The 26080-nt window shown below is 64.1% G+C and carries 23 protein-coding genes; 14 read left to right on the top strand and 9 right to left on the bottom strand.

The genetic code is table 11. From position 1 onward, the window contains the following. Positions 1–20: 20 nt before the first annotated feature. The 7 genes from ACPWMG_RS27375 to ACPWMG_RS27345 all read right to left on the bottom strand — a co-directional run bounded on the left by ACPWMG_RS27375 (position 21) and on the right by ACPWMG_RS27345 (position 6929). Positions 21–821: an ABC transporter ATP-binding protein gene (locus tag ACPWMG_RS27375; protein WP_483302619.1), complete on the bottom strand. Its 801-nt coding sequence runs from the start codon at positions 819–821 to the stop codon at positions 21–23. Positions 822–830: 9 nt separating this feature from the next. Continuing rightward, positions 831–1694 (bottom strand): nitrate ABC transporter permease, encoded by an 864-nt coding sequence (ntrB, locus tag ACPWMG_RS27370; protein ID WP_483302618.1) that lies wholly within the window; start codon positions 1692–1694, stop codon positions 831–833. Continuing rightward, on the bottom strand, positions 1694–3082 hold the full coding sequence (locus ACPWMG_RS27365; protein ID WP_483302617.1) for a CmpA/NrtA family ABC transporter substrate-binding protein: 1389 nt from the start codon (positions 3080–3082) through the stop codon (positions 1694–1696). The genes ntrB and ACPWMG_RS27365 overlap by 1 nt, the downstream gene beginning before the upstream one ends. A gap of 134 nt (positions 3083–3216) precedes the next feature. Then, positions 3217–3876, bottom strand: a complete 660-nt coding sequence (locus tag ACPWMG_RS27360) for a response regulator (protein WP_483302616.1) — start codon at positions 3874–3876, stop codon at positions 3217–3219. Continuing rightward, positions 3869–5047, bottom strand: a complete 1179-nt coding sequence (locus ACPWMG_RS27355) for a sensor histidine kinase (RefSeq protein WP_483302615.1) — start codon at positions 5045–5047, stop codon at positions 3869–3871. The genes ACPWMG_RS27360 and ACPWMG_RS27355 overlap by 8 nt, the downstream gene beginning before the upstream one ends. Before the next feature lie 3 nt (positions 5048–5050). After that, the gene (locus ACPWMG_RS27350) at positions 5051–5518 is read right to left on the bottom strand and encodes a nuclear transport factor 2 family protein (RefSeq protein WP_483302614.1); all 468 of its coding nucleotides are present in this window, start codon (positions 5516–5518) and stop codon (positions 5051–5053) included. A gap of 19 nt (positions 5519–5537) precedes the next feature. After that, positions 5538–6929, bottom strand: coding sequence for an aminotransferase-like domain-containing protein (locus ACPWMG_RS27345; RefSeq protein WP_483302613.1), 1392 nt, complete (start codon positions 6927–6929; stop codon positions 5538–5540). A 366-nt stretch (positions 6930–7295) separates the two neighbouring features. Between ACPWMG_RS27345 and ACPWMG_RS27340 the strand changes: the two genes are divergently transcribed. The 9 genes from ACPWMG_RS27340 to ACPWMG_RS27300 all read left to right on the top strand — a co-directional run bounded on the left by ACPWMG_RS27340 (position 7296) and on the right by ACPWMG_RS27300 (position 15069). After that, positions 7296–7778 carry an MSMEG_0572/Sll0783 family nitrogen starvation response protein gene (locus tag ACPWMG_RS27340; RefSeq protein ID WP_483302612.1) on the top strand — a complete coding sequence of 161 codons (483 nt, stop codon included), beginning with the start codon at positions 7296–7298 and terminating at the stop codon, positions 7776–7778. Positions 7779–7791: 13 nt separating this feature from the next. Continuing rightward, complete coding sequence (locus ACPWMG_RS27335; RefSeq protein ID WP_483302611.1) at positions 7792–8838, top strand: Nit6803 family nitrilase; 1047 nt, start codon at positions 7792–7794, stop codon at positions 8836–8838. Then, a complete protein-coding gene (locus ACPWMG_RS27330) occupies positions 8801–9871 on the top strand; it encodes an MSMEG_0568 family radical SAM protein (protein WP_483305357.1) in 1071 nt (356 codons plus the stop codon). The genes ACPWMG_RS27335 and ACPWMG_RS27330 overlap by 38 nt, the downstream gene beginning before the upstream one ends. 10 nt (positions 9872–9881) lie before the next feature. Continuing rightward, positions 9882–10439 carry an MSMEG_0567/Sll0786 family nitrogen starvation N-acetyltransferase gene (locus ACPWMG_RS27325; protein WP_483302610.1) on the top strand — a complete coding sequence of 186 codons (558 nt, stop codon included), beginning with the start codon at positions 9882–9884 and terminating at the stop codon, positions 10437–10439. After that, on the top strand, positions 10436–11437 hold the full coding sequence (locus ACPWMG_RS27320) for a sll0787 family AIR synthase-like protein (RefSeq protein ID WP_483302609.1): 1002 nt from the start codon (positions 10436–10438) through the stop codon (positions 11435–11437). The genes ACPWMG_RS27325 and ACPWMG_RS27320 overlap by 4 nt, the downstream gene beginning before the upstream one ends. Continuing rightward, complete coding sequence (locus tag ACPWMG_RS27315) at positions 11434–12612, top strand: MSMEG_0565 family glycosyltransferase (RefSeq protein ID WP_483302608.1); 1179 nt, start codon at positions 11434–11436, stop codon at positions 12610–12612. Before ACPWMG_RS27320 ends, ACPWMG_RS27315 begins: the two co-directional genes overlap by 4 nt. Continuing rightward, a complete protein-coding gene (locus ACPWMG_RS27310) occupies positions 12603–12887 on the top strand; it encodes an MSMEG_0570 family nitrogen starvation response protein (protein ID WP_483302607.1) in 285 nt (94 codons plus the stop codon). Before ACPWMG_RS27315 ends, ACPWMG_RS27310 begins: the two co-directional genes overlap by 10 nt. A gap of 11 nt (positions 12888–12898) precedes the next feature. Further along, positions 12899–14197 carry an MSMEG_0569 family flavin-dependent oxidoreductase gene (locus ACPWMG_RS27305; RefSeq protein WP_483302606.1) on the top strand — a complete coding sequence of 433 codons (1299 nt, stop codon included), beginning with the start codon at positions 12899–12901 and terminating at the stop codon, positions 14195–14197. A 308-nt stretch (positions 14198–14505) separates the two neighbouring features. Beyond that, a complete protein-coding gene (locus ACPWMG_RS27300) occupies positions 14506–15069 on the top strand; it encodes a Spy/CpxP family protein refolding chaperone (protein ID WP_483302605.1) in 564 nt (187 codons plus the stop codon). A 91-nt stretch (positions 15070–15160) separates the two neighbouring features. Here the strand turns inward: ACPWMG_RS27300 and ACPWMG_RS27295 are convergent, their stop codons facing one another. Further along, positions 15161–16099 carry a GGDEF domain-containing protein gene (locus tag ACPWMG_RS27295; protein ID WP_483302604.1) on the bottom strand — a complete coding sequence of 313 codons (939 nt, stop codon included), beginning with the start codon at positions 16097–16099 and terminating at the stop codon, positions 15161–15163. Positions 16100–16127: 28 nt separating this feature from the next. Further along, the gene (locus ACPWMG_RS27290; RefSeq protein ID WP_483302603.1) at positions 16128–16496 is read right to left on the bottom strand and encodes a glutaredoxin domain-containing protein; all 369 of its coding nucleotides are present in this window, start codon (positions 16494–16496) and stop codon (positions 16128–16130) included. Positions 16497–16636: 140 nt separating this feature from the next. On the opposite strand from ACPWMG_RS27290, the gene ACPWMG_RS27285 reads away from it, so the two are divergent. From ACPWMG_RS27285 to ACPWMG_RS27265, 5 genes are all read left to right on the top strand, one after another. Further along, on the top strand, positions 16637–17809 hold the full coding sequence (locus tag ACPWMG_RS27285; protein ID WP_483302602.1) for an AI-2E family transporter: 1173 nt from the start codon (positions 16637–16639) through the stop codon (positions 17807–17809). Then, a complete protein-coding gene (locus ACPWMG_RS27280) occupies positions 17799–19082 on the top strand; it encodes a YbfB/YjiJ family MFS transporter (RefSeq protein ID WP_483302601.1) in 1284 nt (427 codons plus the stop codon). The genes ACPWMG_RS27285 and ACPWMG_RS27280 overlap by 11 nt, the downstream gene beginning before the upstream one ends. 9 nt (positions 19083–19091) lie before the next feature. Beyond that, complete coding sequence (locus ACPWMG_RS27275; RefSeq protein WP_483302600.1) at positions 19092–19451, top strand: DUF2946 family protein; 360 nt, start codon at positions 19092–19094, stop codon at positions 19449–19451. Between the two features lie 90 nt (positions 19452–19541). Continuing rightward, positions 19542–20978: a PepSY-associated TM helix domain-containing protein gene (locus ACPWMG_RS27270; RefSeq protein WP_483302599.1), complete on the top strand. Its 1437-nt coding sequence runs from the start codon at positions 19542–19544 to the stop codon at positions 20976–20978. Between the two features lie 142 nt (positions 20979–21120). Beyond that, on the top strand, positions 21121–26058 hold the full coding sequence (locus ACPWMG_RS27265; protein WP_483302598.1) for an EAL domain-containing protein: 4938 nt from the start codon (positions 21121–21123) through the stop codon (positions 26056–26058). Positions 26059–26080: the final 22 nt, after the last annotated feature.

The raw sequence follows: 26080 nt of genomic DNA, 5'->3' as shown, positions 1-26080 counted from the left end.
GCTCCTCAGGTGAAAAATGGTTAAGCCTCAGTAGGCAAAGCTTTGCCTACAAGGAAGTCGACGATGTGGTTGCGCAGCGCGTAGTAGCCATCGAGGTGGTGCAGCGCGCTGCGTTGGCGTTGTTTGGGTAAGGGGTTGGTCACGACCTCGGCCACGCCGCCGGGCACGTAGCCGTTGGCGGTCTCGGCGCCGTTGCGCATGAGCACGATGCGGTCGGCCAGCAGAATGGCCTCGTCTACGTCGTGCGTGATCATGAACACCGTTTGCTGCGTCTCGCGCACGATGGCCATCAGTTCGTCTTGGATGGTGCCGCGCGTGAGCGCGTCGAGCGCGCCAAACGGCTCGTCCAGCAGCAGCATCTTGGGTTGGATGGCAAACGCACGCGCAATGCCTACGCGCTGCTTCATGCCGCCCGAGAGCTGCGACGGCTTCTTGTCGATGGCGGCCTTCAGGCCCACCATGGCGACGAACTTTTCCACCTGCGTATCGATTTGGGCGCGGCTCCAGTCGGGCCAGCGCGAGGCCACGGCGAAGGCGATGTTCTTGCGCACCGTCAGCCACGGCATCAGCGCGTGGCTTTGGAACACCACGCCGCGCTCCAGGCTTGGGCCGCTGATCTCGCGCCCGTCCATGATCACATGGCCGCTGGTGGCGGTGTCCAGCCCCGCCAGCACGTTGAGGATGGTGGTTTTGCCGCAGCCCGAATGGCCGATGATGCAGACGAACTCGCCGCGCTCCAGCGTGAACGACACGTCGGTAAACACCGGCTTGGTGGGCACAAAGGCTTTGCCCAAGCCTTCAACACTTAAGAAGCTTTGCATGCGTTGCTCTTATTCGATGTAGGTCACGCGCTTTTGCACTTGCGCAAAAGCCAGGTCGAGCAACATGCCCACGATGCCGATCACACCAATCGCAAAGATCACGTTGGTGAGCGACAGGTTGTTCCATTCGTTCCAGACGAAGTAGCCAATGCCCGTGCCGCCCACCAGCATCTCAGCGGCCACGATCACCAGCCATGCAATGCCCATGCTAATGCGCATGCCGGTGAGGATGGTCGGCGCGGCTGCCGGCAAGATCACACGAAAGGCTTTGCGCAGCGGCTTGACTTCCAGCGTGGCGGCCACGTTGAGCCACTCGCGCTTGACGCTGGCCACACCAAAGGCGGTGTTGATCAACATCGGCCACACCGAGCAAATGAAGATCACAAAGATGCCGCTGACCGACGAGTCCTTGATGGTGTAGAGCGCGAGCGGCATCCACGCCAGCGGGCTGATCGGTTTGAGCACCTGGATAAACGGGTCGAGTGCACGGTGCAGCAGCGGCGACATGCCGATCACAAAGCCCAGTGGAATGGCCACCGCTGCCGCCAACAAAAAGCCCAGGCCCACGCGCAGAAGCGAATGCGCCAACTGGATCAGGATGCCTTTGTCATTAGGGCCGTTGTCGTACAGCGGGTCACTGAGCTGCTTCCAGATGGTGTCGCCCATCGCGCCCAGCGTAGGGAAGCCGGTAGTCTTGGTGCTGCCCGGGTCTTTGCCCATCATCTTCTGGTATTCGATCTGCTCGGCCGTCATGCCCGCCGTAGACGCAGCACCGCTGCCGGGCGCCTGCAAGGTGGCCGCATACCAGATGCCCAGGAACGCCAGGAACAGGATCAGCGACAGCAGCGCCGCCTTGAACTTTAACCCTGACATCACACCGCCGACTTGCTGATAGCAAAGCTCTTCACATATTCATCGGGCTTGGCCGGGTCGAACACCTTGCCCATCACCGTGAACTTCTTGTACGCGCCTTCGGGTGGCTTCCAGCCCAGGGCGGTCATTTGCTTCTTGGCATCGGTCAGCAAGAACACCTTCTCGGCGATTTGTTTGTAGTCGACCTCGCCCTTGATGTAGCCCCAGCGCTTCATCTGGGTGAGCATCCACACCGCCATGCTTTGCCACGGCACGGGGTCGAAGTTGGCGCGGTCAGGCACGTTCTTGATGTTGCCCAGGCCGTCGGCAAACTTGCCGGTCAGCACTTGTGTGAGCACGGCCTCGGGCTGGTTCAGGTACTGCGTGGGTGCGATCACGCGCGCCATGAGTTCGCGGTCCTTCGGCTGGCTCGCCATGAAGGAAGCGGTGAGGATGGCGCGGTACAGCGCGGCAAAGGTGTTGGGGTTTTGCTTGATGAACTCGTCGCTCACACCAAACGCGCAGCAGGGGTGGCCGTCCCAGATTTCTTTGGACAGGATGTGGATGAAACCCACCTCGTCGTACACCGCGCGTTGGTTGAAAGGGTCTGGGCCCAAGAAGCCGTCGATGTTGCCGGCGCGCAGGTTGGCCACCATCTCGGGCGGCGGCGTCACGCGGATCTGCACATCGGTGTCGGGGTTGAGGCCGTTCTCGGCCAGGTAGTAGCGCAGCAAAAAGTTGTGCATGCTGTACTCGAACGGCACGGCCAGCTTGAAGCCCTTCCACTGCTTGGGGTCGCGCTTGTCTTTGTGCTTGACGTGCAGCGTGATCGCCTGGCCGTTGATGTTCTGGATGGTGGCCACGTTCATGTTGGCCTGCGTGGAGCCCAGGCCCATGGTCATGGCCAGCGGCATGGGCGACAAGAAGTGGCTGGCGTCATGCTCCTTGTTGATCATCTTGTCGCGGATCAAGGCCCAGCCGGCGGTCTTGTTGAGCTGGACATTGAGGCCTTCCTTTTTGTAGAAGCCCAGCGGCTCGGCCATGATCAAGGGGCTGGCGCAGGTGATGGCGATGAAGCCGATCTTCAAATCCTTTTTCTCCAGCGGGCCACGCTCTTGCGCCATAGCCTGCAGCGCACCCATGGGCAGCACCGAGGCAATCGCCGCACGTGCGGTGTTGGCGCCTACCGCTTTCAAGAAGCCACGGCGCACGCTGTCCACCGGGAACAGCGCTTTCATCAGCGTGGCCTCGACAAAGTTGCGCGACAGGTCTTCCTCGTTGTGGATTGCGCTGGCGCCGTGTTCGCTGGGGGCATGGTCCTGGCCGCAACTGCAGCGCAGCATCAGCGGGCGGTCGGCGTCATACGGATCATGCGGAGCGGCTGTGGCGGGCGTGACGAGCTTGGACATGGTGCACCTTTGTGGAAGAAAGATGCAGCCCTCTTGCAAGGGGCAGGCCTGTTTGAGCGTTTTGGCAGAACGCGCCGCAATTCGCCGCAGCTTTGTGCGGGCCTTGTAGGGCTAGCACTACAAAGGCAGGGGCTTCAGTTGGTTTTGACGTGCCGCTGCGCGTACAAGGCCAGCTCCACATCGTTCTTGGTGCCGGTTTTCTCCAAGATGCGCGCGCGGTAGGTGCTCACGGTGTTGGGCGCCAGCTTGAGCTGCGCACCAATTTCACCCACGCTGTGCCCCAAGATCAGCAGCCTGAACACCTGGTGCTCGCGGTGCGACAAAGCTTCAGTCCCAGTCTTGGCTGTCTTGCTTGAGACGGCTTGGGCCAGCGCCTCGGCCGTGTTGGCCGTCACGTAGATGCCCCCGGCAGCCGCCTTGCGCACGGCGGCCAGCATGTCGTCGGGGTCGGCGCTTTTGTTCAGGTAGCCGGCCGCGCCCTGCTTGATGCAGTGCACGGCGTACTGCCGCTCGGGGTAGGTGGAGAGCATCAGCACCGGTAACGCCGGGTGCTGTTGTTTGAGCTGCTGCAGCACGTCAAGCCCGTCGCAGCCGGGCAGTGCAATGTCCAGCAACACCAGGTCGAGGCCGCTGCTGCCGCTTAACGCAGCCACTTGCGCCAGCACATCCGGGCCGCTGGCGGCCTCGGTCAACACCTGCACCTCGGGCGCTTCGGCCAGCACTTGTTTCAGGCCTTCGCGCACGATGCGGTGGTCGTCGCCAATCAGCAGGCGAATGGTGTCATTTCTATTCATCAGATGGCAAGTTTGATAGCTGCATGCGCAAGTGGAATGTGCAGCCGTGGCCGATTTGGCTTGTGATCTCCAGGCTGCCGCCAAAGTGCCGCGCACGTTCGCGCATGCCCTGTACGCCATAGGCGGTGGGGGCTTCAAAGGCTTGCGCTGCGGCGCCTACGCCGTTGTCTTGCACACGCACTTCAAGCTGCTGCGGGGTGGCGTGGATGTGGATGCAGATATGGGTTGCCTGCGCGTGCCGGCCCACGTTGGACAACATCTCCTGGAAGATGCGGAACACCGCCATGGCGGTGGCGTCGGGCAATTCCAACGCGTGGTCGACCTGCATCTGCCAGTCGAGCGTCAACTCGGCGGCGCGCACAAACTCTTGCGCCTGCCATTCCAGCGTGGCCCACAGGCCTTGGTGGTCGAGGATGCTGGGGCGCAGGTCGGTGATGATGCGGCCCACGTTGTCCACCGCAGTTTCGATCAGGCCGCTCATGTTCTGGCACTTGCTGCGCATGCGCTCGCGCATGTCTTGCGCCGCTAACGCGTCGCGGCTTTGCTGCTCGCTCAGGCGTTTGTCCATCCAATTCACGTCCATCCTCAGCGCTACCAGCAGGCTGCCGAGTTCGTCGTGCACCTCGCGGGCGATGCGGGTGCGCTCGTCTTCACGCACACGGTCGAGGTAGGCCGAGAGTTCACGCATCTGCGCCAGCGTGGCCGACAAGGTGGCCGTGCGCTCGGCCACGCGTTCTTCTAGCTCGGCCTTGGCGCGCTGCAGCGCATCGGCTGTGCGTTTGCGCTCGGTGATATCGACAAAGGTGATCACCGCGCCGCGCACCTCGGCGCCGTCCAAAATCGGGTAACTTGAATACTCCACCGCAAACGCTTGGTGGTCGCGCCGCCAGAAGACTTCGCTGTCGATGCGGCAACCCAGCCCCTGGCGAAAGGCGTTGAAGATTGGGCAGTCGGTGTCGGCATAGTGCGAGCCATCGGCGTGCGAGTGGTGGGTGAGCCAATGCATGTTGTGCCCCAGCACCTCGGCCGGCTCGTAGCCCAGCATGGCCGCACCCGCACGGTTGATGAACATGCAGTGGCCGTCCAGGTCGACGCCGAAGATGCCCTCGCCGGTGGATTCGAGCAGCAGCCCCAGCTGGCGCTGCCACAGCGGATCTTGGCTCGCCAGCACCGTTTAAAGGCCCAAACTGCTCAGCGACGCGTGGTCGTCTGGCCTGCGCCCCAGCGGCCAGTGGAATTTGCGCTCGGCCTCGCTGATGGCCAGGTCGTTGATGCTGGCGTAGCGCCAGGCCATCAGGCCGTGTTCGTTGAAGCCCCAGTTCTCGTTGCCGTAGCTGCGGAACCATTGGCCGGCGGCGTCGTGCCACTCGTAGGCAAAGCGCACGGCAATGCGGTTGCCGGTGAAGGCCCACAACTCTTTGATGAGCCGGTAGTCCAGTTCCTTGGCCCATTTGCGCGTGAGGAACTGGTGCACCTCGGCGCGGCCCACGGGAAAGTCGGCGCGGTTGCGCCAGTTGGTGTCTTCGGTGTAGACCTGCACCACGCGGTCGGGGTCGCGGGTGTTCCAGGCGTCTTCGGCCATGCGGGTTTTCAGCGTGGCGGTCTCGAAGGTGAAGGGGGGCAGTGGTGGTTTGGTTTCCATGACGTGAAGATCGGTTGGTTCAAAGGTTGGTGGCGTGATGGTGCACCGGATGCAAAAGCGTGTCAGCAACCAAATGCAGGCCGTGCTCACATTCGTCGACTGTGGTGGGCCCGCCGAGGCAGATGCGCACGGCGTCGGGCGGGTCGCCATCGGTAGAGAACGCGGCGCTGGCCACCACCGCTACGCCCTGCGCGCGCAGATGGGCGGCCAGCTCCACCGGGCTCCAGCCCTCGGCCACGGGCAGCCAGAGGTGGAACGATTCCGGCTGGCCCAACATGCCGAAGGGCGCGAGGTAATGCTCGGCGATGGTCTGGCGCGCGGCGCATTCGGCTCGGATGGCTTGCAGCATGGCGTCGGCTGTGCCGTCTTCCACCCAGAAGGTGGCCAGCGCGTTGGTGAAGGGCGATGCCATCACCGTGGTGGCGCGCATGGCACCGGCCAGCCTCTGGGCCTGGCGTTCGCCCGGGGCACACACGTAGGCGCTGCGCAGGCCGGCGCCAAAACATTTGGAGAAGCCGGTGATGTAGTACGTCAGGCCCGGCGCCAGGCTGGCCATGGCGGGCGGCGTCTGCAGTGGCAGCATCGCATAGGCATCGTCTTCAATGATGGGAATGGCGTAGCGCAGCGCCACGTCAGCCAGGGCTTCGCGGCGCGAGCGGCTCACGGTGGCGGTGGTCGGATTGAGCAGCGTGGGGTTGCAGTACAGCGCCTTGGGGTGCAGGGTTTTGCAGGCGTGTTCAAACGCCTCGGCGCTGGGGCCGTCGTCGTCCAGCGGCAGGGCGTGCAATTGAATGCCGAGCTGCGCGGCAATGGCCTTGACGCCGGGGTAGGTCAACGCCTCTACACATACCAGTTCACCCGGCCTTGCCAGTTGCGAGAACAGCGCCGTCAGCACGCTGTGGATGCCGGGGCACACCAGCACCTGTTCTGTGCGGCAGGTGGGCACGTGGCGGCGTAGCCATTGCGCGCCCACGGCGCGGTCGTGCGGTGTGCCGCCGAAGTCCTGGTAGCGCAGCAGTGCGTAGAGGTCGGCGCTGGCCATCACACCGGCGGCGGTGTCGTGCATGTGGGCCAGCAGCGCGGCGTCTTGCGGCTCGGGCGGCAGGTTCATGGTCATCTCGGCGGCGCTGCCGCCGCGCAGCGGCAGGCTCGGGCTGGAGCCGCGAATGTAGGTGCCCATGCCGGCATGCGTGTCGATCAGTCCGCGCTTGCGCGCCTCGCTGTAGCCGCGCGCCACGGTGGTGTAGTTGAGCTGCAGGTCGCCCGCCAGGTCGCGCAGCGTGGGCAGGCGGTCGCGCGCCACCAGCCGGCCGGTGCGCACGTCGTCGGCAATCAAGTCGGCCATCAGCAGGTAGGCCGGTTTGTCGCTCTTCTGCAGCTTCTTGATCCAGTGGGCTGGGGTTTTGTTCATGGTGTGGTCGCGCGCAACTTCATCGTTTGACTTGATCGCATGGGTTGATCGCATTCGCATGCAATCAATGACGGAGAGGTGACGCAAGTTCTACGCCTGCTGTGCCACTGCATTGCGCCTCTTGCTGGTGCGAAAAAACCAATGATCGGGTGCATTGATCGCATGCAAAACGGTTTAAAGCGGTGCGCCTAAACCGCCTGCGGGCGGGGCTTTTGGCGGCGCAAAAAATATTTTCAAACCGCCAGGGCACATCCAGCATGTTTGATGGCGACTTGATCGCACGGCCAGGGGTTTGGCGTGGCACAGAGCATGCGAAATGTGGAGGGCGACAGTCCTTTATTGATGCCCTTTTACCGGAGAACCACCATGCCTAAAGTCACCAAACCCGCCAACGTCAAAGGCGATGTGCTTGTCGATTACGAAGAGAAGGTTTTTGAAGACGTGAAGGCCGCGCCTGGCGAGAAGGCGCTGGTCACTTTCCACACCGTGGCCTTTGAAGGCTCGATTGGTTTCGTCAACCTGCTGCAAGCCACCCGCCTGCAACGCAAGGGTTATGAAACCTCGGTCTTGTTGTATGGCCCGGGCGTGACCCTGGGTGTGCAGCGCGGCTTTCCCACGCTGGGTGACGAGGCATTTCCCGGCCACCAGAACTTCAACAACCAGATCACCAAGTTCATGGCCGAAGGCGGCAAGGTCTACGCCTGCCGCTTCGCGCTGCAAGCGCTGTACGGCCACGGCGAAGGCGCGTTGATCGAAGGCATCAAGCCGATCAACCCGCTGGACGTGTTGGACATTGTGTTGATTCACAAGAAGGCCAACGCGGTGATCCTGGACACCTGGACGCTGTAAGGGACTGACGCCGATGAGCACGCCCAAAACCGTACGCGCCGCCGCGGTGCAGATCGCCCCGGACTTCGAGCGCCCCGAAGGCACGCTGGAGCGGGTGTGCGCCGCCATCGACGACGCCGCCCGCCAAGGCGTGCAACTGATGGTCTTTCCCGAGACCTTCATGCCCTACTACCCGTACTTCTCGTTTGTGCTGCCGCCGGTGCTGCAGGGCGCGCCGCACCTCAAGCTGATGGAGCGCGCGGTGGTGGTACCCGGCCCGGTGACGGCCGCCGTGGCCGAGCGTGCGCGTGCCCACGGCATCGTGGTGGTGCTGGGCGTGAACGAGCGCGACCATGGCAGCCTGTACAACACGCAACTGGTGTTTGATGCCGATGGCACGCTGGCGCTGAAGCGCCGCAAGATCACGCCCACCTACCACGAGCGCATGGTCTGGGGCATGGGCGATGGCGCCGGGCTCAAGGTGGTCGACACCGCAGTGGGCAAGGTGGGTGCACTGGCCTGCTGGGAGCACTACAACCCGCTGGCGCGCTACAGCCTGATGGCGCAGCATGAAGAGATCCACTGCGCGCAGTTTCCGGGCTCGTTGGTCGGGCCGATTTTTGCCGAGCAGATGGAGGTCACCATCCGCCACCACGCGCTGGAATCGGGCTGCTTTGTGGTCAACGCCACGGGCTGGCTGACCGATGCGCAAATCATGGCCATCACGCCCGATGGGGGTTTGCAAAAGGCGCTGCGCGGCGGCTGCCACACGGCCATCATTTCGCCCGAAGGCAAACACCTGGCGCCGCCGCTCACCGAGGGCGAAGGCATGGTGATCGCCGACCTCGACATGGCACTCATCGCCAAGCGCAAACGCATGATGGATTCGGTCGGCCACTACGCCCGGCCCGAGCTGCTGGGCCTGGTGCTGAACGACCGCCCGGCCACGCCCATGCAAGCGATGTTCCCGTCTTCAACCCCTACCCTCACTTCCACCGAAAGCCCTTATGAACGCCACACTCCAACCGATGAGCCGCGAGCTGATGACCGAGTTGCAGTCCTTCGGGCTGCGGTTGGTTGACCCCAGCGCCGGGGTGGCCAGCCGCAAGGGCGGCGCGGGCCCCAGCGACCACAAGGCCGTGACGGTGGACGGCCACACCATCATGGTGCCGGTGCACACCTCCACCGCGTGGCATTCGCCGTTTACCGCGCAGGCGCCCGATGCACAAGGCCGCAGCGTGGTCACGCGGGGCAGCATTCCCATCGCCAGCATCAGCTTCCCCAAGCAGCCGCGCTTCTACGCCATGCAAACCATGGACGGTGTGCCCTACTCGCACATCGCCACGCTGCACGGCGCCGATGTGTTGGCCACCACGGTGCTGCAAACCTGCATTCGCTACGAGAGCCGCAAGAAGACCTGCAAGTTCTGCGCGATCGGCCAGTCGCTGGCGGCGGGCCGCACCATCGCGCACAAAACGCCACAGCAGTTGGCCGAGGTGGCACGCGCCGCCGTGCTGCTCGACGGCATCAAACACATGGTGATGACCACCGGCACACCCAACGCCACCGACCGTGGCGCGCAAGTGTTGTGCGACAGCGCGTTTGCCATCAAGGCGGCGGTCAACATTCCCATCCAGGGCCAGTGCGAGCCACCGGATCACGACGTGTGGTTCGAGCGCATGCGCGCCTCGGGCATCGACACGCTGGGCATGCACCTGGAAGTGGTGACACCCGCGCTGCGCGAGAAGATCATGCCGGGCAAAGCGCAAGTGCCCATCAGCCGCTACATGCAGGCGTTTGAAGCCTCTGTGCGTGTGTTTGGGCGCGGCCAGGTCAGCACCTACATCCTGGCCGGGCTGGGCGACACACGCGAAGCCATTTTGGAAATATGCGACCAACTGCTGGCGCTGGGCGTGTACCCGTTTGTCGTGCCGTTTGTGCCCATCAGCGGCACGCCGCTGGAAGACCACGCTGCCCCCTCGCCCGAGTTCATGCGCGACATCCTGCAGCCGCTGGGTCGCAGTCTGGCCGCCGCCAACTTGCGTTCCAGCGACATCAAGGCCGGCTGCGGCAAGTGCGGCGCGTGTTCGTCCCTCTCCGTCTACGAAACCTGAGGAGGTCGCCATGCTCTGCATCGACAACGTGTTGGAAGCGCCGCCCGTCTGGGCGCCGGTAGAGTTCCTGGTGCGCGCCGCGTGCCAAGACTGGGAGCGCCTTGAGGCCATGGCCTTGCGCCGTGCGGTGTTCTGCATTGAGCAAGGCATCTTCACCGGCGACGACCGTGATGCGATTGACGCCCACGCGCAGTTGTTGGTCGCCATGTCGTGCAGCGCGGGCATGCCCGACCAAGTGGTGGGCACGGTGCGCATCCATGAAAAAGCACCGGGTGTGTGGTGGGGCTCGCGCTTGGCGGTACACCCGTCGTTTCGCAACCAAGGCCACCTGGGCGCCACCTTGATTCGCCTGGCCGTGAGCCGCGCCCATGCCTTGGGTTGCCACACGTTTTTGGCGCATGTGCAGGCGCAGAACGTGCCGCTGTTCCAGCGGCTCAACTGGCAGTTGTTGGGCGAGTTGAACATCCACGGCCGGCCACACGGCGAGATGCAGGCCGACCTGGCGGCTTACCCGCCGTGCTTCGACCCGGTGAGCGGATTTGTCACGCGTGCCAGGAGCACCTCATGAGCGCCGCGCAGCTTTGTGAATTCTTGCGGGGCAGTCGCGGTTTTGCTCATAAGCGCGACATCAGCGACATCGTGACAGCGTTAGGTGTGGCCCTACCCGGGGGCGTGGACGCGTTGGCGCAAGCCGTGCCCGTGGGCGACGACTGCGCCGCCATTCCCGATGGCCAAGGCGGCTACCTGCTGTTCGCCATCGAAGGCCTGGTCGAAGACTTCATCACACGCATGCCGTGGTTCGCGGGTTACTGCAGCGTGATGGTCAACGTGAGCGACATCCACGCCATGGGCGGCCGCCCCACGGCGGTGGTCAACGCCCTGTGGAGCAAAGGCATGGACCCAGCGGGCGAGATGCTGCAAGGCATGGCGCGTGCATCCCACACCTACGGCGTGCCGATTGTGGGCGGCCACAGCAACAACCGCAGCGAGCGCCCGCAGCTGGCCGTGGCCATCCTGGGCCAGGCCAACGCTTTGTTGACCAGCTTCAACGCCACCCCTGGCGACAAGCTGGTGATGGTGACCGACCTGCGCGGTGCCTACGAGGAACCCTTTCCCTACTGGAACGCATCGACCAGCGCCCCCGCGGTGCGTCTGCGTGGCGACCTGGAGTTGCTGCCCCGCCTGGCCGAAGACGGCGTGTGTGATGCGGCCAAAGACATCAGCATGGCCGGTGCCGTGGGCACGGCGATGATGCTGCTCGAATGCTCACAAGTGGGCGCCGTGATCGACGTCGACGCTATTCCCCGGCCCGAAGGTGTACCGCTGCAACGGTGGCTCACGTCGTTCCCCAGCTACGGCTTTGTGCTGAGTGTGCGGCCGCAACACCTGGGCGAAGTGCTTACGCGGTTTGCGGTGCGCGACATCGCCTGCGCCGTGGTGGGCGACGTCACCGCCAGCCGCCAGGTGCACCTGCGCCACGCGGGTGAACAAGCCTTGTTGTGGGACTTTGCCGAGGAAGCCTTCATCACTGAAGCGGTAGGTGCTGAAGCGGGAATAGCGGCATGAAAATTGGCCTGCTCACCCATTCCGTCAACCCGCGCGGCGGCGTGGTGCACACGCTGGAGCTGGCGCATGCTTTGTTCGACATGGGGCACGACGTGACGGTGATGGCCCCGGCCACGCCCGGCCAACAATTCTTCAGGCCCGTGCGGTGCGCGGCCGAGTTGGTGCCGGTAAGCCACACCCCAAGCGACATGGTCGAAATGGTCAGAAGCCGCATCAACGCCTACGTAGACCACCTCACCCCTTTGCTCGCACGCGAACACTTCGACGTGCTGCACGCCCACGACGGCATTGGCGGCAACGCGTTGGCCACGCTGCAAGAGCGTGGGCTGATCAGCGGCTTTGTGCGCACCGTGCACCACCTGGACAACTTTGCGCAGCCCCAGTTGATGGCCTGGCAACACCGCTCGGTGCATCAGGCGCAGCAGGTGCTGTGTGTGAGCCGGTTGTGGCAAGAAGTGCTGGCGCGCGAACATGGCCTCACCGCGCATGAAGTGCCGAATGGTGTGGACGCCAAGCGCTACAGCGCCATTCCGCAACCAACTGATGCGGCCCTGGCGCAGCGCCTGGGCATTCGCATGGATCGTGCGCATGGCCTGGTGCTGCTGTGTGTGGGCGGTGTGGAAGAGCGCAAGAACACCCTGCGCGTGCTGCAGGCTTTTGGGCAACTGCGCGCGTCGTTGCCTGGTTTGCAGTTGGTGATTGCGGGCGGAGCCAGCCTGCTTGACCACTCGGCCTATGCGCGTGAGTTTCATGCGGCGCTGCAAGCCAGCGGCGCGAGCCAAGACGTATTGCGCACCGGCCCCTTGGCGGATGCCGACATGCCCGGCCTGTTCCGCCTGGCCGACGTGGTGGCCATGCCGTCGCTGAGCGAAGGTTTTGGCTTGGTGGTGCTGGAGGCGCTGTGCAGCGGTGTGCCGGTGGTGGTGTCGAACATCGCGCCGTTCACGGCTTACCTGCAGCCACAGGACGCGAGTTGGGCCGACCCGCTGGACGTCGTTTCCATTGTCCACGCGGTGCAGCAGGCTTTGCACGGCCGTGACCCCGCGCGCATAGCGGCATCGGCCACGCGCCTTGCCGCGCAATTCAGTTGGTCGCGCAGTGCCGCGATCCACACCCACCTCTACCAAAACATACATCAACACATGTTCACCAAGGAACACAGCCCATGCCTGTAATGCACTTCCACGTGGTCTGGCCCGACCAAACCGAAACCCGTTGCTACTCGCCATCGCTGGTGGTGCAAGAGTATTTGCAAGTAGGCCACAGCTACCCGTTGCCCGACTTCTTGCAGCGCACGCGCGAGGCGCTGCACATCGCCTCTGAACGGGTGCGCACCAAGTACGGCTTTGCGTGTTCACAAGCCATGGACCAGTTGGCCGACATCGAGCAGTTGGCCGCGCCCTTTCAAACCCAGGCGGATGCGCAGGTGCGTGTCACCGCTTTCAGCTAAGAGAAACCATCATGTCCCACATTGATTCTGACTCCACACACTACGCCGTGGCCATCGTCGGCGGCGGCCAGGCCGGCCTGTCCCTCAGCGTCTATTTGCAGCAGCGCGGCATTAGCCACCTGGTGCTGGAAAAAAACAAACTCGTGCACAGCTGGCGCACCCAGCGCTGGGATTCGTTTTGCCTGGTCACCCCCAACTGGCAATGCAATCTGCCGGGCTGGAGCTACGCTGGCGACGATCCACACGGCTTCATGGTGAAGGACCAGATCAACACCTGGCTCGAAGGTTTTGTGGCGCATGTGGATGCCCCCGCACTGGAGGGTGTGACGGTGCAAAAGGTGGCGTGCCCGGCAGATGGCAAGCCGTTTATCTTGAGCACCAGCCAAGGCAGCTTCACGGCCGACCAGGTGGTGGTGGCCTCGGGCGGCTACCACAAGCCCATCGTGCCGCGCCTGGCCGAGCGCTTGCCCGCGCACATCACACAAATGCACTCGGCCGAGTACCGCAACCCGCAAGCCCTGCCTGAAGGCGCGGTGTTGGTGGTGGGTTGCGGCCAATCGGGTTCGCAGATTGCCGAGGACTTGCACCTCGCCGGCCGCAAGGTGTTTGTGGCCACGGGTGATGCGCCGCGCTGCGCCCGCTTCTATCGCGGCAAAGACGTGGTCGACTGGCTGGCCGACATGGACTATTACAACCTGCCCGTCACCCAGCACCCGCTACGCGAAGGTGTGCGCGACAACACCAACCACTATGTGACCGGCCGCGATGGCGGACGCGACATCGACCTGCGCCGCTTCGCGCTGGAGGGCATGGAACTGTACGGCCTGCTGACCGATTTGCAGTGCGACACCCTGCACTTCCAGCCCAACCTCAAGGCGCATCTGGACCACGCCGACGGCATCTACAACGGCATCAACGCCAGCATCGACAAATACATCGCCGCGCACCACATCGACGCGCCGCCCGGTGGCCCGTATGAGCCGGTGTGGCAACCACCGCAGGAGCGCACCACGCTCGACCTGGCGGCCAGCGGTATCACCAGCGTGGTGTGGTGCATCGGCTTCCTGCCCGACTTTGCGTGGGTGGACGCACCGGTGTTCAACGGCCGTGGCGACCCGGTGCACGTGCGCGGCGTCACCGCGCAACCGGGGCTGTATTTCTTGGGCCTGCCGTGGCTGCACACCTGGGGCTCGGGTCGCTTCTCGGGGGTGGCGCGCGATGCGTTGTACCTGGCCGAGCAGATCGAAGCGCGCATGGTTCGCTCGGAAGCTGCGCAAGACGCACCCGAGAGCGCAGCGCTGCTTTCCTGAACCGTGGGGCAACGCTGAACAAGTTCTTCTCGGCGCCCGCATCCCTGGCGCGGGCAGCCTGCGGCGTTGCAAATCCTCGCCATAGCTGCAACTATGTCTGCGGTTTGCGCCTAGCAGTCCCTCCCACGCCAGGGCGCGGCCATCCGAGGTAACTTATTCAGCGTCGCCCTAGGCCGGAAACAATCACCATTCCAAACTTTACAAAGCAATAAACCACCGTTATGGGGGCGAAACATCGGCGGGCCACACTGGCATCAACCTGAAGCCGTTGTGGCGTGCAGGCTTCTTCTTCGAAAGGAAGGACTCCGATGCGTTCAACCACCACCACCATCAAAAATGTATTTTTGGCCGGCATGCTGGCGACCCTTGGGGCCACCGCCATGGCGCAAACCCCAGCCCCTGCGGATGCAGCGCCACCACCGCCTGCCGCCACCCAAAAGGGCCCCCGTGCCCACGGTGGTCCAGGCGCGGAAGGCATGCACCACCGCGATCCGGCCAAGATGCAGGCGTTCATCGCCAAGCGCCTGGCCGAGCTGAAAGCCAAGCTGAAGATCACGCCCGAGCAAGAACCCGCTTGGGCTGCGTTCACTGGCAGCATGAAGCCACCAGCACCACCTGCCCGCGGCGAGCGCGCTGAATTCGCCAAGCTGACCACGCCCGAGCGCCTGGACCGCCTGCACGCCCTGCGTGTGGCGCGCAACCTGGAAATGGACAAGCGTGAAGACGCCACCAAGACCTTCTACGGCGCACTGAACGCCGACCAGAAGACCACCTTCGATGCCGAGTCGCTGCGCATGCTGGAACGTATGGGCCCCGGCGGTCATGGTGGCCCTCGCGGCGACCATAAGGGCCCTCCGCGCGACAAGAGCTAAGCGCTAGAGCGCGTCACATTCGGCACGCGCCGATGCACAAACCAAAGGGCCCCTCGGGGCCCTTTGGCGTTTCTCAGCGGCACCTGCAACCTCAGGCGGCCGACACAATTTGATTGCGCCCAGCCCGTTTGGCTTGGTACAGCCTGCGGTCCACCAGATCGATAAAGAGACGCAGATCCTGCCCTGCCGTGGGGATGACGGTACCCAAGCCCATGCTGACGGTGATCAATTGTCCGAGAGGAGAGTTGTCGTGCGGAATCTGCGCTTTGAAGACGGCCCGGCGGCAGCGCTCGGCAACGGCTGCAGCGGCCTTCTCGTCGCTGGCGGGCAGGATGAAGACGAATTCCTCACCACCATAACGTGCAAAGAAGTCACGTGGGCGGTTGGCCGCTGAAGCCAGTGCCTGTGCGATCCGCTGAAGGCAGTGATCTCCTTCAACGTGGCCATGGTGGTCGTTATAGAGCTTGAAAAAGTCGACATCCACCATGATCAGCGAGAGTGGCTGGGTGTTGTGCCGCGCCTCTGCCCACTCCTTCTGGAGCACGGCATCAAACTTACGTCGATTGGCCACGCCTGTGAGGCTGTCGAGGTACGACATCTCCTCCAGTTCTTTCTGCAGGCTCAGCAACTTCTCTTCGGTTTGCTTGCGCTCGGTGATGTCGAACATGAAGCCCACCAGCGCCTCGACATTGCCCTGTGCATCTCGCACCACATGCACGACGTCGCGGATCCACACGTACTCGCCGTTGGCCGTCAGGGCGCGGTAGTCGGCCTCGTGGTCCACCCCCGCCTGGGACTGGGAGACACAGAAGTTGACCACGCGCTCGCGGTCGTCAGGATGCATGCGCATGGCCCAGTCGTTGACGGTCATCCAACTGGACGGCGCCCAACCCAATAGGGGTTCGATTTGCGGGCCGATGTAGCTGAAGGTGGCAGTCGCCCAGTCGATCTTCCAGGGGATGGCTCGGGTGGACTCAAGCAGCGTGCGGTAGACCGCGTGATCGGGCTCGTCGGGTTTGCTGGATGGCATGGGTGTCGGCGTAAGTTCGGATGGCAAGCTACTTCTGGTTCAACAACTGCTGTAGCTCGCCGCTTTTGAGCAAGCGCTCCACATCGTTCGCCCCGCCCAACAGCGTGCCGCGCGCGAACACCATGGGGAAAGTGCGCCAGCCGCTCCACAGCTTCAGTGTGTTGCGCTCGCGCCAGTTGTTGAAGTAGTTGCCGTAGCTGATGTAGTGGTACGGTACGCCGGCCGCATCCAGCAGGCGGCGCGCCTTGCGCGGAAACGGATTCAGGCCCATGCCAACGACGACCAGCGGGTGGGCGGTGATGGCGGCTTGTACTTCGGCCACTTGGGGGGAGACTTTGGCGACCTCGGCGCGGATGGCGGGATGGATCTGGGCTTCGTCAAGAATCGGGCGGGACATGGGGCTCCTTGGCTGAGGGCGTATTCAAACAGACGTGCATGGTAGCCGGGTCGGCGGGTGTGAACCTGCTAGGTGCTGAAGGGCGGTGCGTTGCCAATGCCGATACCATCGGTACATCTTTCCCCTCAAATCCCGCTCTCATGCAAACTACTCCCCAGGCCCGCCGTACTTCGCACGAAAAGAAAATTTTCGTGGTGTTGCTGGTGGCCGTTACGCTGGCCTTTGGCTGGATTCTTCTGCCCTTCAGCGGCGCCGTGTTTTGGGGTGTGGTGATGGCGATTTTGTTTGCCCCGCTGCACCGCTGGCTGCTGCTCAAGTGGAAGGGCCGGGCCACGCTGGCGGCCTTGTCTACCTTGCTGATCATTCTGGTGTTGGTGATTTTGCCTGTGGCCGCCATCGGCGGCATGCTGGTGCGCGAGCTGACGGCCATTTTTGCCAGGGTGCAGGCGGGCCAGTTCAACCTGGGCGACCGTATCAGCCAGATTGAATCGAGTTTGCCCAAGTGGTTGTTGGACATCCTGGGCTACTTCGACATCAGCGGCATCGCCAGCCTGGAACAAAAAGTGGTGCAAATGGCCACGCAGGGTGGGCAGGTGGTGCTGAAGCAGTCGCTGAGTTTTGGGCAGAACACGTTTGAGTTTGCGGTGTCGTTCTGCATCATGTTGTATCTGCTGTTCTTCTTGCTGCGTGACGGCCAAACGCTGACGCAACACATGCGCGCCGTGGTGCCCCTGCAAGGCCACACCCGCCGCGCGTTGATGGGCAAGTTCATCACCGTGGTGCGCGCCACCGTCAAAGGCAACTTGTTGGTTGCTGCGGCACAAGGGGCGCTGGGCGGCGTGGCGTTCTGGTTCCTGGGCATCCCTTCGGCCGTGCTGTGGGCGGTGTTGATGGCGTTTTTGTCGCTGTTGCCCGCCGTGGGCGCGGGGCTGATCTGGGCGCCCGTGGCGATCTACTTTTTTGCCACTGGCGACATGGTCAAGGCGGTGGCGCTGGCCGCTTACGGTGTGCTGGTGATCGGCATGGTCGACAACGTGCTGCGGCCCATTCTGGTGGGCAAAGACACCAAGCTGCCCGACTACGTGGTGCTGCTGTCCACGCTGGGCGGCATGGCAGTGTTTGGCCTGAATGGCTTTGTCATCGGACCGGTGATTGCGGCGCTGTTCCAGTCGGCCTGGGGCCTGTATGCGGCCACGGTCAACGAGCCAGCAGACGATGAAGGTGCAGATGTTGCGGCGCCCCCCGCGTTGTCTGGCCCCGTTGAAGTGCCGGCCGCCCGCGCACCCAGCCAAGAGGCCCCGCATGTCGACTGATTCCTCCGTACGCGCCCGCCCATCCGAGGCCACCAGCCCCTGGCGTGTCGCCCTGGCTGGCATGGTGGCATTGGCCGTCGCCATGGGCATTGGCCGCTTTGCGTTTACCCCTTTGCTGCCCATGATGCTGCACGACGGCGTGGTCGATTTGCCCACCGCCAGTTGGCTGGCCAGCGCCAACTACCTGGGCTACCTGGTGGGCGCGTTGTTGTGCACCTTTCAGCCGTGGATCTGGGCGCGTGTGCGGGTCTTGCCGCCCGTGGTGCCGGCGCTGATGGTGCGTGGCGGCCTGGTGGCCACCTGTGTGTTGACGCTGGGCATGGCCTGGCATTGGGCGGCGGTGTGGCCGCTGCTGCGTTTTGTGTCTGGCGTGGCGAGCGCCTATGTGTTCGTCTATACCTCGGGTTGGTGCCTGGCCCAACTGGCGCGCTTGGGTGTGCCCGAGATGGGGGGCTTTATCTATGTGGGCCCTGGTGCCGGCATTGCGCTCAGCGGCCTGTTTGCCAGTGCCATGGTGGCGCAGGGCTGGACGGCCTCCAGCGGCTGGTTGCTGTTTGCCGGGCTGGCGCTGGTGTTGACGGTGGTGGTGTGGCCGGTGTTCCAGCGGCCCGCCGCACAGGGCGCCAACGCAGCACCCACGGCCGCGCCCGCTGCGGCATCTGCTGCCCCGACCCAAAGCAAGGGAAAAGACCAAGGCGAGATGGGCGCACTCACCGTCGCCTATGGACTGGCCGGTTTTGGCTACATCATCACCGCCACCTTCTTGCCGGTAATTGCGCGTGGCGTGTTGGGCAACTCGGTGTGGATCGATTTGTTCTGGCCCATTTTCGGCCTGGGCGTGATGCTGGGTGCGGTGCTTGCCACACGTGTGCCGCGCGGCGCCGACATGCGCCAATGGCTGGCCTACAGCTATGGGATGCAAGGTGTCGGGGTGCTGGCCAGCGTGGTGGTGCCCAATGCGTGGGGCTTTGCCTTGGGCAGCCTGTGCCTGGGCTTGCCGTTCACCGCCATCACCTTTTTTGCGATGCAGGAAGTGCGGCGCCTGCGCCCGGCGGCGGTGGCCAGCACCATGGGCATGCTCACGGCGATGTACGGCTTGGGGCAAATTGTCGGGCCACCGCTGGTGGCGCTGGTCATTCGCCACAGCAGCAGCCAGGCCATAGGTTTCACGCTGTCGCTTGGCTTGGCCGCCAGCACCTTGTTTGTCGGTGCGGCTATGTACTGGTGGATGCTGCGGCGTTACCCCATGATGCCCAACGTCGCTCGCGCATAATCCGACGCCATGCAGTTCTTCCGTTCATCGTCCCTACTCGCCCGCCTGGTATTGGCGTGGTTTGTGTTGACGCTGAGCGTGGCGAGCGCTTCGCCGCTGTTGCACCCTCAGGCCATGGAGATCGTGTGTTCGGCGGGCGGCGCGGTGAAGGTCGTCTTCACCAGTGACGATGGCTCGGCTGCCGAGCCGGGGCAACACACACTCGACTGTTCCTTGTGCCTGGCGGCCACGCTGCCGCTGCCACAAGCGCGCACCACCGTGGCCCCGCCACATCCCTTGGCTTACGCCCTTCAGCCCATTGCGGCGGCCCACATCGCTGCACGTATTGGCGCAGCCTTGCCCGCCCGCGGGCCCCCACTTTCAGTCTGACTTCTTTCGTTGGTGTGCGCGACTGCCGAGGCCCAGGGGCCTATGCGGCGGTGCGTGCGCTTGTGTTTTGGCACGTTCAAAGATTTCACGATGTCTTCAATCAACCCTACTGTTTCTCTCAAGGCTGCTGCCGCGCCCGCCGCCTCCAGCTTGTACCGCGCCGTCTGGCGCTGGCACTTTTATGCCGGCCTCCTGGTGCTGCCGTTCCTCATCTGGCTGGCCGTAACCGGTGGGCTGTATGTTTTCAAAGCCGAGATCGACGGCTACTTTCACCGCGATCTGAAGTTTGTCGCGGCTTCTGATAGCGCCGTGCAACCACCGAGCCAACTGGTGGCCGCCGCCTTGGCCGCGCACCCCGGCACCCTGCGCAAGTACCGTGGGCCTGCCGCACCCGACGATTCAGCCGAGGTGAGTGTGCTCACCGCGCAGGGTGAGCCGCTGTCGGTGTTTGTCGACCCCTACCGCGCGCAAGTGCTGGGTGCATTGACCGACCGCAGCAGCGTGGCGTGGACCATTCGCAAGCTGCACAGCCTGAAGTACTTTGGCGCAGTGGCGCGTGGCGCCATCGAGATTGCAGCAGGTTGGGCCATCTTGTTGGTGCTCACAGGCGTCTACCTGTGGTGGCCGCGTGGCAAAGGCCGGGGCGGTGTGGTGTCGGTGCGGGGGCTGCCAGGCCAGCGCTTGTTCTGGCGCGACCTGCATGCGGTCACCGGCATCTTTGTGGGCGCGGCGTTGGTGTTCCTGGCCATCACCGGCATGCCGTGGTCGGTGGTGTGGGGGGCCAAGGTGAACGAGTGGGCCAACGGCCACAACTTCGGCTACCCCGCGGGTGTGCGGGTATCGGTACCCATGTCGCAGCAGCGGTTGAACGATGTGGCACCTACCGCCTGGTCGTTGGAGCAGGCGCAGTTGCCCAAGTCGGCGCATGAGGGGCACGAAGGACATGACGCGCATGAAGGCCATCACGATGTGCCAGTGCCCGTAGCGCAAGCATCTAACCCAGCCATCGGCCTGGATGCCGCCATCGCCACGTTCGACAAACTAGGCGTCGCCCCGGGCTACACCGTCAACCCGCCCAAGGGCGCCACAGGCGTCTACAGCGCCTCGGTCTACCCCAACAACCTGGCCGAGCAGCGCGTAGTGCACCTCGACCAATACACCGGCCAGCCGCTGATCGACATGTCTTATGCCGACTACGGGCTGCTGGGCCGTTGGCTCGAATGGGGCATCAACATCCACATGGGCCAGGAGTTCGGCGTGCCCAACCAGGCGCTGCTGCTGGTGGTGTGCCTGGGGATTGTGCTGCTGTGTGTGAGCGCCGCCACCATGTGGTGGAAGCGGCGACCTGTGGGCGGCCTGGGTGTACCACCCTTGCCAACAGACCAGCGTGTGCTGTACGGTTTGCTTGCGTTGCTGGCGCTGGGCGGCGTGGCTTTTCCTTTGGTGGGGGCATCGTTGGTGGTGATGCTGGTGCTGGACACCTTGTTTTGCCGCGTACCCTCAACTTTTCAGCTTAGCCGCCGATAAAGAAGACAAGCACGGCTGCCGCTTGGTATCGAGGCGAGTGGTGGCTGAATAAAAATACTCGGTGGCCATCGGCCTCCAGGGGGAGCAATGGTTGAGAGTCGTGAAATCGGGTGTCGATTGGCCGGCAGGCCATAGGTTGGGCATGGACGAAGCCACTGCACAACATTCAGGGCAACTCAGCGAAGCCGCAAGGCTGGAGTTGCTCGCGCGTTACGCCATCCTGGGCACCCCGCCCGAGCCTGAATTTGACCAGTTGGTCCAACTGGCGGCCAGCATTTATGGCATGCCCATCGCCCTGTTGGGCATCTTCACGTCCAGCCGCTTGTGGCTAAAAGCCCGTCAGGGTGAGCTGGGCACCGAAATCGCGCTGGACGAAAGCTTTGAGTCGCGTGCCGCTTGGCCCACTTCCGGCTTGCAGGTGCCAGACGCCTGCGCCGACCCACGTTTTGCCGACCACCCCTGGGTGAGCGCCGAGCCCGGTATCCGCGCCTATGTGTCCGTGCCCTTGGTGAGTGCAGGCGGCTGGTTGCTCGGCTGTCTGGCGGTGGCCGATGTGGTGCCACACCAGCACGAGCCTGCGTTGTTGCGTGCGTTGCAGGCCTTGGCCGTGCAAGCCGTGCGTGCGCTCGATCGGCAGCCCGCCCATGCGGCGCCTGCCGTGGCCCATACCTCTTCCGCCACCACGCCGCGGCTGGTCGCGCCCATGCGCAGCCACCGCTATGAGGCGCTACGCGTGGCCAGTCAGTTGGCACGTGTGGCCGGTTGGACATTGGACGTGCGCCGCAACCGCCTGCGCTGGACCGAAAACACCGGTGACCTGTTCGCCTTGCCGTTGGGTCGTGCGCCCACGCCCGAAGAAGCGCTGGCGCTGTGCGACCCCGGCTGTCGGCCGGCGCTGCAGCAGGCATTGACGGCATGTGTGCGCGAAGGCAAGTCGTTCGATGTGGTGGTGTGGCTGGCCGCGCGTGCGGGTTTGCGCCGCTGGATTCGGGTGCTGGGCCGCGCGTCGCGTGATGTACAAGGCGTGGTGACGCGGGTGCGGGGCTCCATCCAGGATGTGTCGGAGCAGATGCGCGCCGAAGAGGCTTTGCGCGCCAGCGAAGAACGCTTCAAGTACCTGGCCAAGGCGTCGGCGGACGCGGTCTGGGACTGGGACTTGACCACCGACGTCACCACCTGGAGTGACGGCCTGTACACCTTGTTTGGTGTGCCGCCAGAAGAATTTTTGCTTGGCGCCAGTGGCTGGGCCGGCCGTGTGCACCCAGACGATCGGGTCCGCGTGGTGCAAAGCCTGAACGACGCACTGGGCCCGCCGGCGGCGCGCAGTTGGAGCGCCGAGTACCGCTTCCGGCGCGGCGACGGCAGTTATGCCGAGGTGTCCGACCGAGGCCTGGTGATCCACGACGAGCATGGCCGCGCCGCGCGCATGGTGGGCGGGTTGACCGACCTGCGCGGCATCCGCCACGCCGCCGAAGAGGCGCGCCGAGACGACGAGGCGCGCGCCGGCATTGTCCGCATCCAGCAAGAGCTGGCCTCTCTCGATCTGGGGTTGCAGTCCGTGTTGAACATCACCGCCGAGCGCGTGTGCGCGTTGACCAATGCCACCGGCTGCCAGGTCGGTTTTCTCGACGGTGACGACATGGTGTGCCAGGCGGTGGCGGGTGAAACCGCCACCGGTGTGGGCGCGCGTTTGCCGCTTGAAGGCAGCTTGACCGGCTTGGCCTTGCAGCGTGGCGAGGTGATGCTGGCCGACGACGTGCCGCACGACCCGCGTGTCATCCGCGACCTATCGGATGCGATGCACCTCACCGCCATCATCGTCGCACCGCTGACGACGCAGGCTGGGCCCATCGGCGCGCTGAAAGTGATCTCCAACAAAGCTGAAGGCTTCAGCCAGCGCGATGTGTTGAGCCTGCAGACGCTAGCGCTGTCGTTGGGGTCGGTGATCCAGCGCCACCGCGCGGCCGAGACGCTGCGCCACTCTGAAGAACACTACCGCGTGCTGTTTGGCGACAACCCGCAGCCGGTGTGGGTTTACGACTACGAAACCTTGGCGATCCTGGCGGCCAATGGTGCGGCGATTCGCTTGTTTGGCTACACCGAAGCCGAGCTGCTGAAGATGACCCTGGCCGACTTGGTGCCCGAAGAAGACCACGAGCAGTTTGCCCAGGTCATTGAAAGCGTGCGTGTGGGGCGGCCCTTGCATGGCGTGCACAACCGCAACCGCCGAAAAGATGGCAGCCTGGTGCAGTTGTCGGTGGCGGGGCAAACCATTTCACTGGACGGGCGCAAGGCGCGCATCGTGCAAGGGGTGGACATCACCGAACAATTGCGCACCGAGCGCGAGTTGTCGCGCGTCAGCCGTGCGCAGGCCCTGCTGAGCGCGTGCAACGAGAGCCAGGTGCGCGCCACTTCCGAGGCCGCGCTGCTCGAAAACATTTGCCGCATCACCGTTGAAAAAGGCGGCTACGCGGCGGCCTGGGTGGGGTTTGCACGCGACGACGTGGAGCGCACCGTCGAGGTGATGGCGCGCTGGGGTGAGCAGACCGATGTGCTCAGCCAGGTACGCGTGTCGTGGGATGAAAACAGTCCCTATGGCAAGGGCCCGAGCGGCCTGGCGATCCGCAGCGGGCAGCTCGCGATTGTCGAAGACATCAGCCAGAACGAAGGCTTCAAGCCCTGGGCCGCGTTGGCGCAAGAGCGCAACATCCGTGGCCAGATCAGCCTGCCGCTGCGCGACAACGGGCGCACCTTCGGCGCGCTGCTGCTGTATTCGGTCGAGACATTGCACATCGGTTCCGATGAAGTGCGCCTGCTCGAAGCGCTGGCCAACGACCTGGCCTTCGGCATTGTGAGCCTGCGCGCACGTGAACAACAACAGCATCTGCAAGAGGCGCTGGTGAAGGTGGCGCTGGCGGTGTCAGATGGCGCGGGCACCACCTTCTTCGACAACCTGGGCCTGCACATGGCCGATGCGCTGAACGCGCAGGTGGGCGTGGTGGCGCAGTTGCATCCACCAGACGAACCTGTGGGTTTGCGTAGCCTGTCGCTGTACGTCAACGGCAGCTTGTGGCCCAACCGCGACCTGCCGCTGAACGGCGCCATGACGCAGTTGATGGGGCAGACGCAGTTTGTGGTTGCCGACGTGGGTCACCTGCCCTCTGCAGTGGTGGACGGTGTCGTACCTTGGCGCGAATGGGTGCCGGGCGTGGAGGTGCGTGGCTTTGCGGGCTTCCGGTTGGACAACCGCGAAGGCCAGCCCGTGGGCTTGATTTGTGTGTTGTTTGATGCGCCGCTGTTGCACCCCGACCTGGTGATGTACACGCTGCGCATCTTTGCCGCACGCGCCACCACTGAGCTGGAGCGCCAGCAGTACGAGACCCGCCTGCTCGACCAGGCCTCGCTACTCGACAAGGCGCAAGACGCCATCATCGTGCGCGACCTGCAGCACCGCATCGTCTACTGGAACCGCAGCGCGCAACGCGTGTACGGTTGGGCGGCCGACGAGGTGATCGGTACTTCGGTGGCGCAATCGGCCTACCGCGATCCACGTGACTTTGACCGTAGCCACGCGCAACTGATGGCTGATGGCGAATGGACCGGCGAACTCGCGCAGCGCCGCAAAGATGGCCAGGCCATCACCATCGAAGCCCACTGGACCCTGGTGCGCGACAGCCGTGGCAAGCCGGTGTCGGTGCTGGCCATCAACACCGACATCAGCCAACGCAAACGCGCTGAGCGCGAGATCCAGCAACTGGCCTTCTACGACCCGCTGACCCAGTTGCCCAACCGCTTGTTGCTGATGGACCGGCTGCAACAGGCGCTGACCAGCACCGAGCGCAGCAAGCGTGGCGGGGCGTTGCTGTTCATCGATCTGGACAACTTCAAGACCCTGAACGACACCCTGGGCCACGACCAGGGCGACCTGCTGCTGCAGCAAGTGGCGCAGCGCCTGCGGGTGTGTGTGCGCCAGGCCGATTCGGTGGCGCGGCTTGGCGGTGATGAGTTTGTGGTGATGCTGGAAGACCTGGGCGGCAACATCCACGACGTGTCGCGCCAGGCGCGGCTGGTGGCCGACAAAGTGCTGGCGGCACTCAACGCGCCTTACCAACTCTCGCTGGGCGAATACCAAAGCTCGGCCAGCGTGGGCATTGCGCCGTTCACGGAAGAACATGCGGGTGTGGGCGAGCTGCTGAAGCAGGCCGACATTGCCATGTACCAAAGCAAATCGGCCGGGCGCAACACCGTGCGGTTCTTCGACCCTGCCTTGCAGGCGGCGGTGACGGGGCGCGCCGCGCTGGAAGTGGACATGCGCAGCGCGCTGACGCAAAACGAATTCTTCTTGCACTACCAGCCGCAGGTCGATGGCGATGGCCGCATGACCGGCGTGGAGGCGCTCATCCGTTGGCAGCACGCGCAGCAGGGCATGGTGTCGCCGGTGCGTTTCATTCCTGTGGCCGAAGAGACCGGCATCATCGTGCAGATTGGCCGGCGCGTGCTGCGCCTGGCATGCGAGCAACTGGCCGCGTGGGCATTGCGGCCCGAGACCGAGCATCTGATCATGTCGGTGAACGTCAGCTCGCGGCAGTTTCGCCACCCTGACTTTGTGACCCACGTGATGGCCGAGCTGCAACGCTCGGGCGCCCGCCCGCCGCGCCTGAAGCTGGAGCTGACCGAAAGCCTGATGGTCGACGACATGGACCTCACCATCGACAAGATGAGCGAGCTGCAGCGCCTGGGTGTGGGCTTCTCGCTGGACGACTTTGGCACCGGTTATTCGTCGCTGGCCTACCTCAAGCGCTTGCCGCTCGACCAGTTGAAGATCGACCAGTCGTTTGTGCGCGACGTGCTGACCGACCCCAACGACGCCGTGATCGCGCGCACCATCATCGGCCTGGGGCGCAACCTGGGGCTGGAGGTGATTGCCGAGGGCGTAGAGACCGAAGAGCAGCGGCAGTTTCTGGCAGACAACGGTTGCCGGGCCTACCAGGGTTATCTGTTCAGCAAGCCGCTGCCGGCAGATGCGCTGGAGGCTTACATCCAGCACAACTTGCCGCAAGGGAGCCAGAAGCTTTTCTGAGCGGGCTGGCCTGTGCCGGCCT

Origin of the sequence: Hydrophilobacter chitinilyticus, assembly GCF_049860745.1 — a bacterium.
Classification (GTDB): domain Bacteria; phylum Pseudomonadota; class Gammaproteobacteria; order Burkholderiales; family Burkholderiaceae_C; genus Rhodoferax_B.
This window is presented reverse-complemented; position numbering and strand designations above follow the sequence as displayed.

What these genes read in the sequence shown, in the direction of transcription:
- ACPWMG_RS27375 (WP_483302619.1), bottom strand. Translation starts at nt 821, where the DNA reads ATGCAAAGCTTCTTAAGTGTTGAAGGCTTGGGCAAAGCCTTTGTGCCC.
- ntrB (WP_483302618.1), bottom strand. Translation starts at nt 1,694, where the DNA reads ATGTCAGGGTTAAAGTTCAAGGCGGCGCTGCTGTCGCTGATCCTGTTC.
- ACPWMG_RS27365 (WP_483302617.1), bottom strand. Translation starts at nt 3,082, where the DNA reads ATGTCCAAGCTCGTCACGCCCGCCACAGCCGCTCCGCATGATCCGTAT.
- ACPWMG_RS27360 (WP_483302616.1), bottom strand. Translation starts at nt 3,876, where the DNA reads ATGAATAGAAATGACACCATTCGCCTGCTGATTGGCGACGACCACCGC.
- ACPWMG_RS27350 (WP_483302614.1), bottom strand. Translation starts at nt 5,518, where the DNA reads ATGGAAACCAAACCACCACTGCCCCCCTTCACCTTCGAGACCGCCACG.
- ACPWMG_RS27345 (WP_483302613.1), bottom strand. Translation starts at nt 6,929, where the DNA reads ATGAACAAAACCCCAGCCCACTGGATCAAGAAGCTGCAGAAGAGCGAC.
- ACPWMG_RS27340 (WP_483302612.1), top strand. Translation starts at nt 7,296, where the DNA reads ATGCCTAAAGTCACCAAACCCGCCAACGTCAAAGGCGATGTGCTTGTC.
- ACPWMG_RS27335 (WP_483302611.1), top strand. Translation starts at nt 7,792, where the DNA reads ATGAGCACGCCCAAAACCGTACGCGCCGCCGCGGTGCAGATCGCCCCG.
- ACPWMG_RS27330 (WP_483305357.1), top strand. Translation starts at nt 8,801, where the DNA reads ATGACCGAGTTGCAGTCCTTCGGGCTGCGGTTGGTTGACCCCAGCGCC.
- ACPWMG_RS27325 (WP_483302610.1), top strand. Translation starts at nt 9,882, where the DNA reads ATGCTCTGCATCGACAACGTGTTGGAAGCGCCGCCCGTCTGGGCGCCG.
- ACPWMG_RS27320 (WP_483302609.1), top strand. Translation starts at nt 10,436, where the DNA reads ATGAGCGCCGCGCAGCTTTGTGAATTCTTGCGGGGCAGTCGCGGTTTT.
- ACPWMG_RS27315 (WP_483302608.1), top strand. Translation starts at nt 11,434, where the DNA reads ATGAAAATTGGCCTGCTCACCCATTCCGTCAACCCGCGCGGCGGCGTG.
- ACPWMG_RS27310 (WP_483302607.1), top strand. Translation starts at nt 12,603, where the DNA reads ATGCCTGTAATGCACTTCCACGTGGTCTGGCCCGACCAAACCGAAACC.
- ACPWMG_RS27305 (WP_483302606.1), top strand. Translation starts at nt 12,899, where the DNA reads ATGTCCCACATTGATTCTGACTCCACACACTACGCCGTGGCCATCGTC.
- ACPWMG_RS27300 (WP_483302605.1), top strand. Translation starts at nt 14,506, where the DNA reads ATGCGTTCAACCACCACCACCATCAAAAATGTATTTTTGGCCGGCATG.
- ACPWMG_RS27295 (WP_483302604.1), bottom strand. Translation starts at nt 16,099, where the DNA reads ATGCCATCCAGCAAACCCGACGAGCCCGATCACGCGGTCTACCGCACG.
- ACPWMG_RS27290 (WP_483302603.1), bottom strand. Translation starts at nt 16,496, where the DNA reads ATGTCCCGCCCGATTCTTGACGAAGCCCAGATCCATCCCGCCATCCGC.
- ACPWMG_RS27285 (WP_483302602.1), top strand. Translation starts at nt 16,637, where the DNA reads ATGCAAACTACTCCCCAGGCCCGCCGTACTTCGCACGAAAAGAAAATT.
- ACPWMG_RS27280 (WP_483302601.1), top strand. Translation starts at nt 17,799, where the DNA reads ATGTCGACTGATTCCTCCGTACGCGCCCGCCCATCCGAGGCCACCAGC.
- ACPWMG_RS27275 (WP_483302600.1), top strand. Translation starts at nt 19,092, where the DNA reads ATGCAGTTCTTCCGTTCATCGTCCCTACTCGCCCGCCTGGTATTGGCG.
- ACPWMG_RS27270 (WP_483302599.1), top strand. Translation starts at nt 19,542, where the DNA reads ATGTCTTCAATCAACCCTACTGTTTCTCTCAAGGCTGCTGCCGCGCCC.
- ACPWMG_RS27265 (WP_483302598.1), top strand. Translation starts at nt 21,121, where the DNA reads ATGGACGAAGCCACTGCACAACATTCAGGGCAACTCAGCGAAGCCGCA.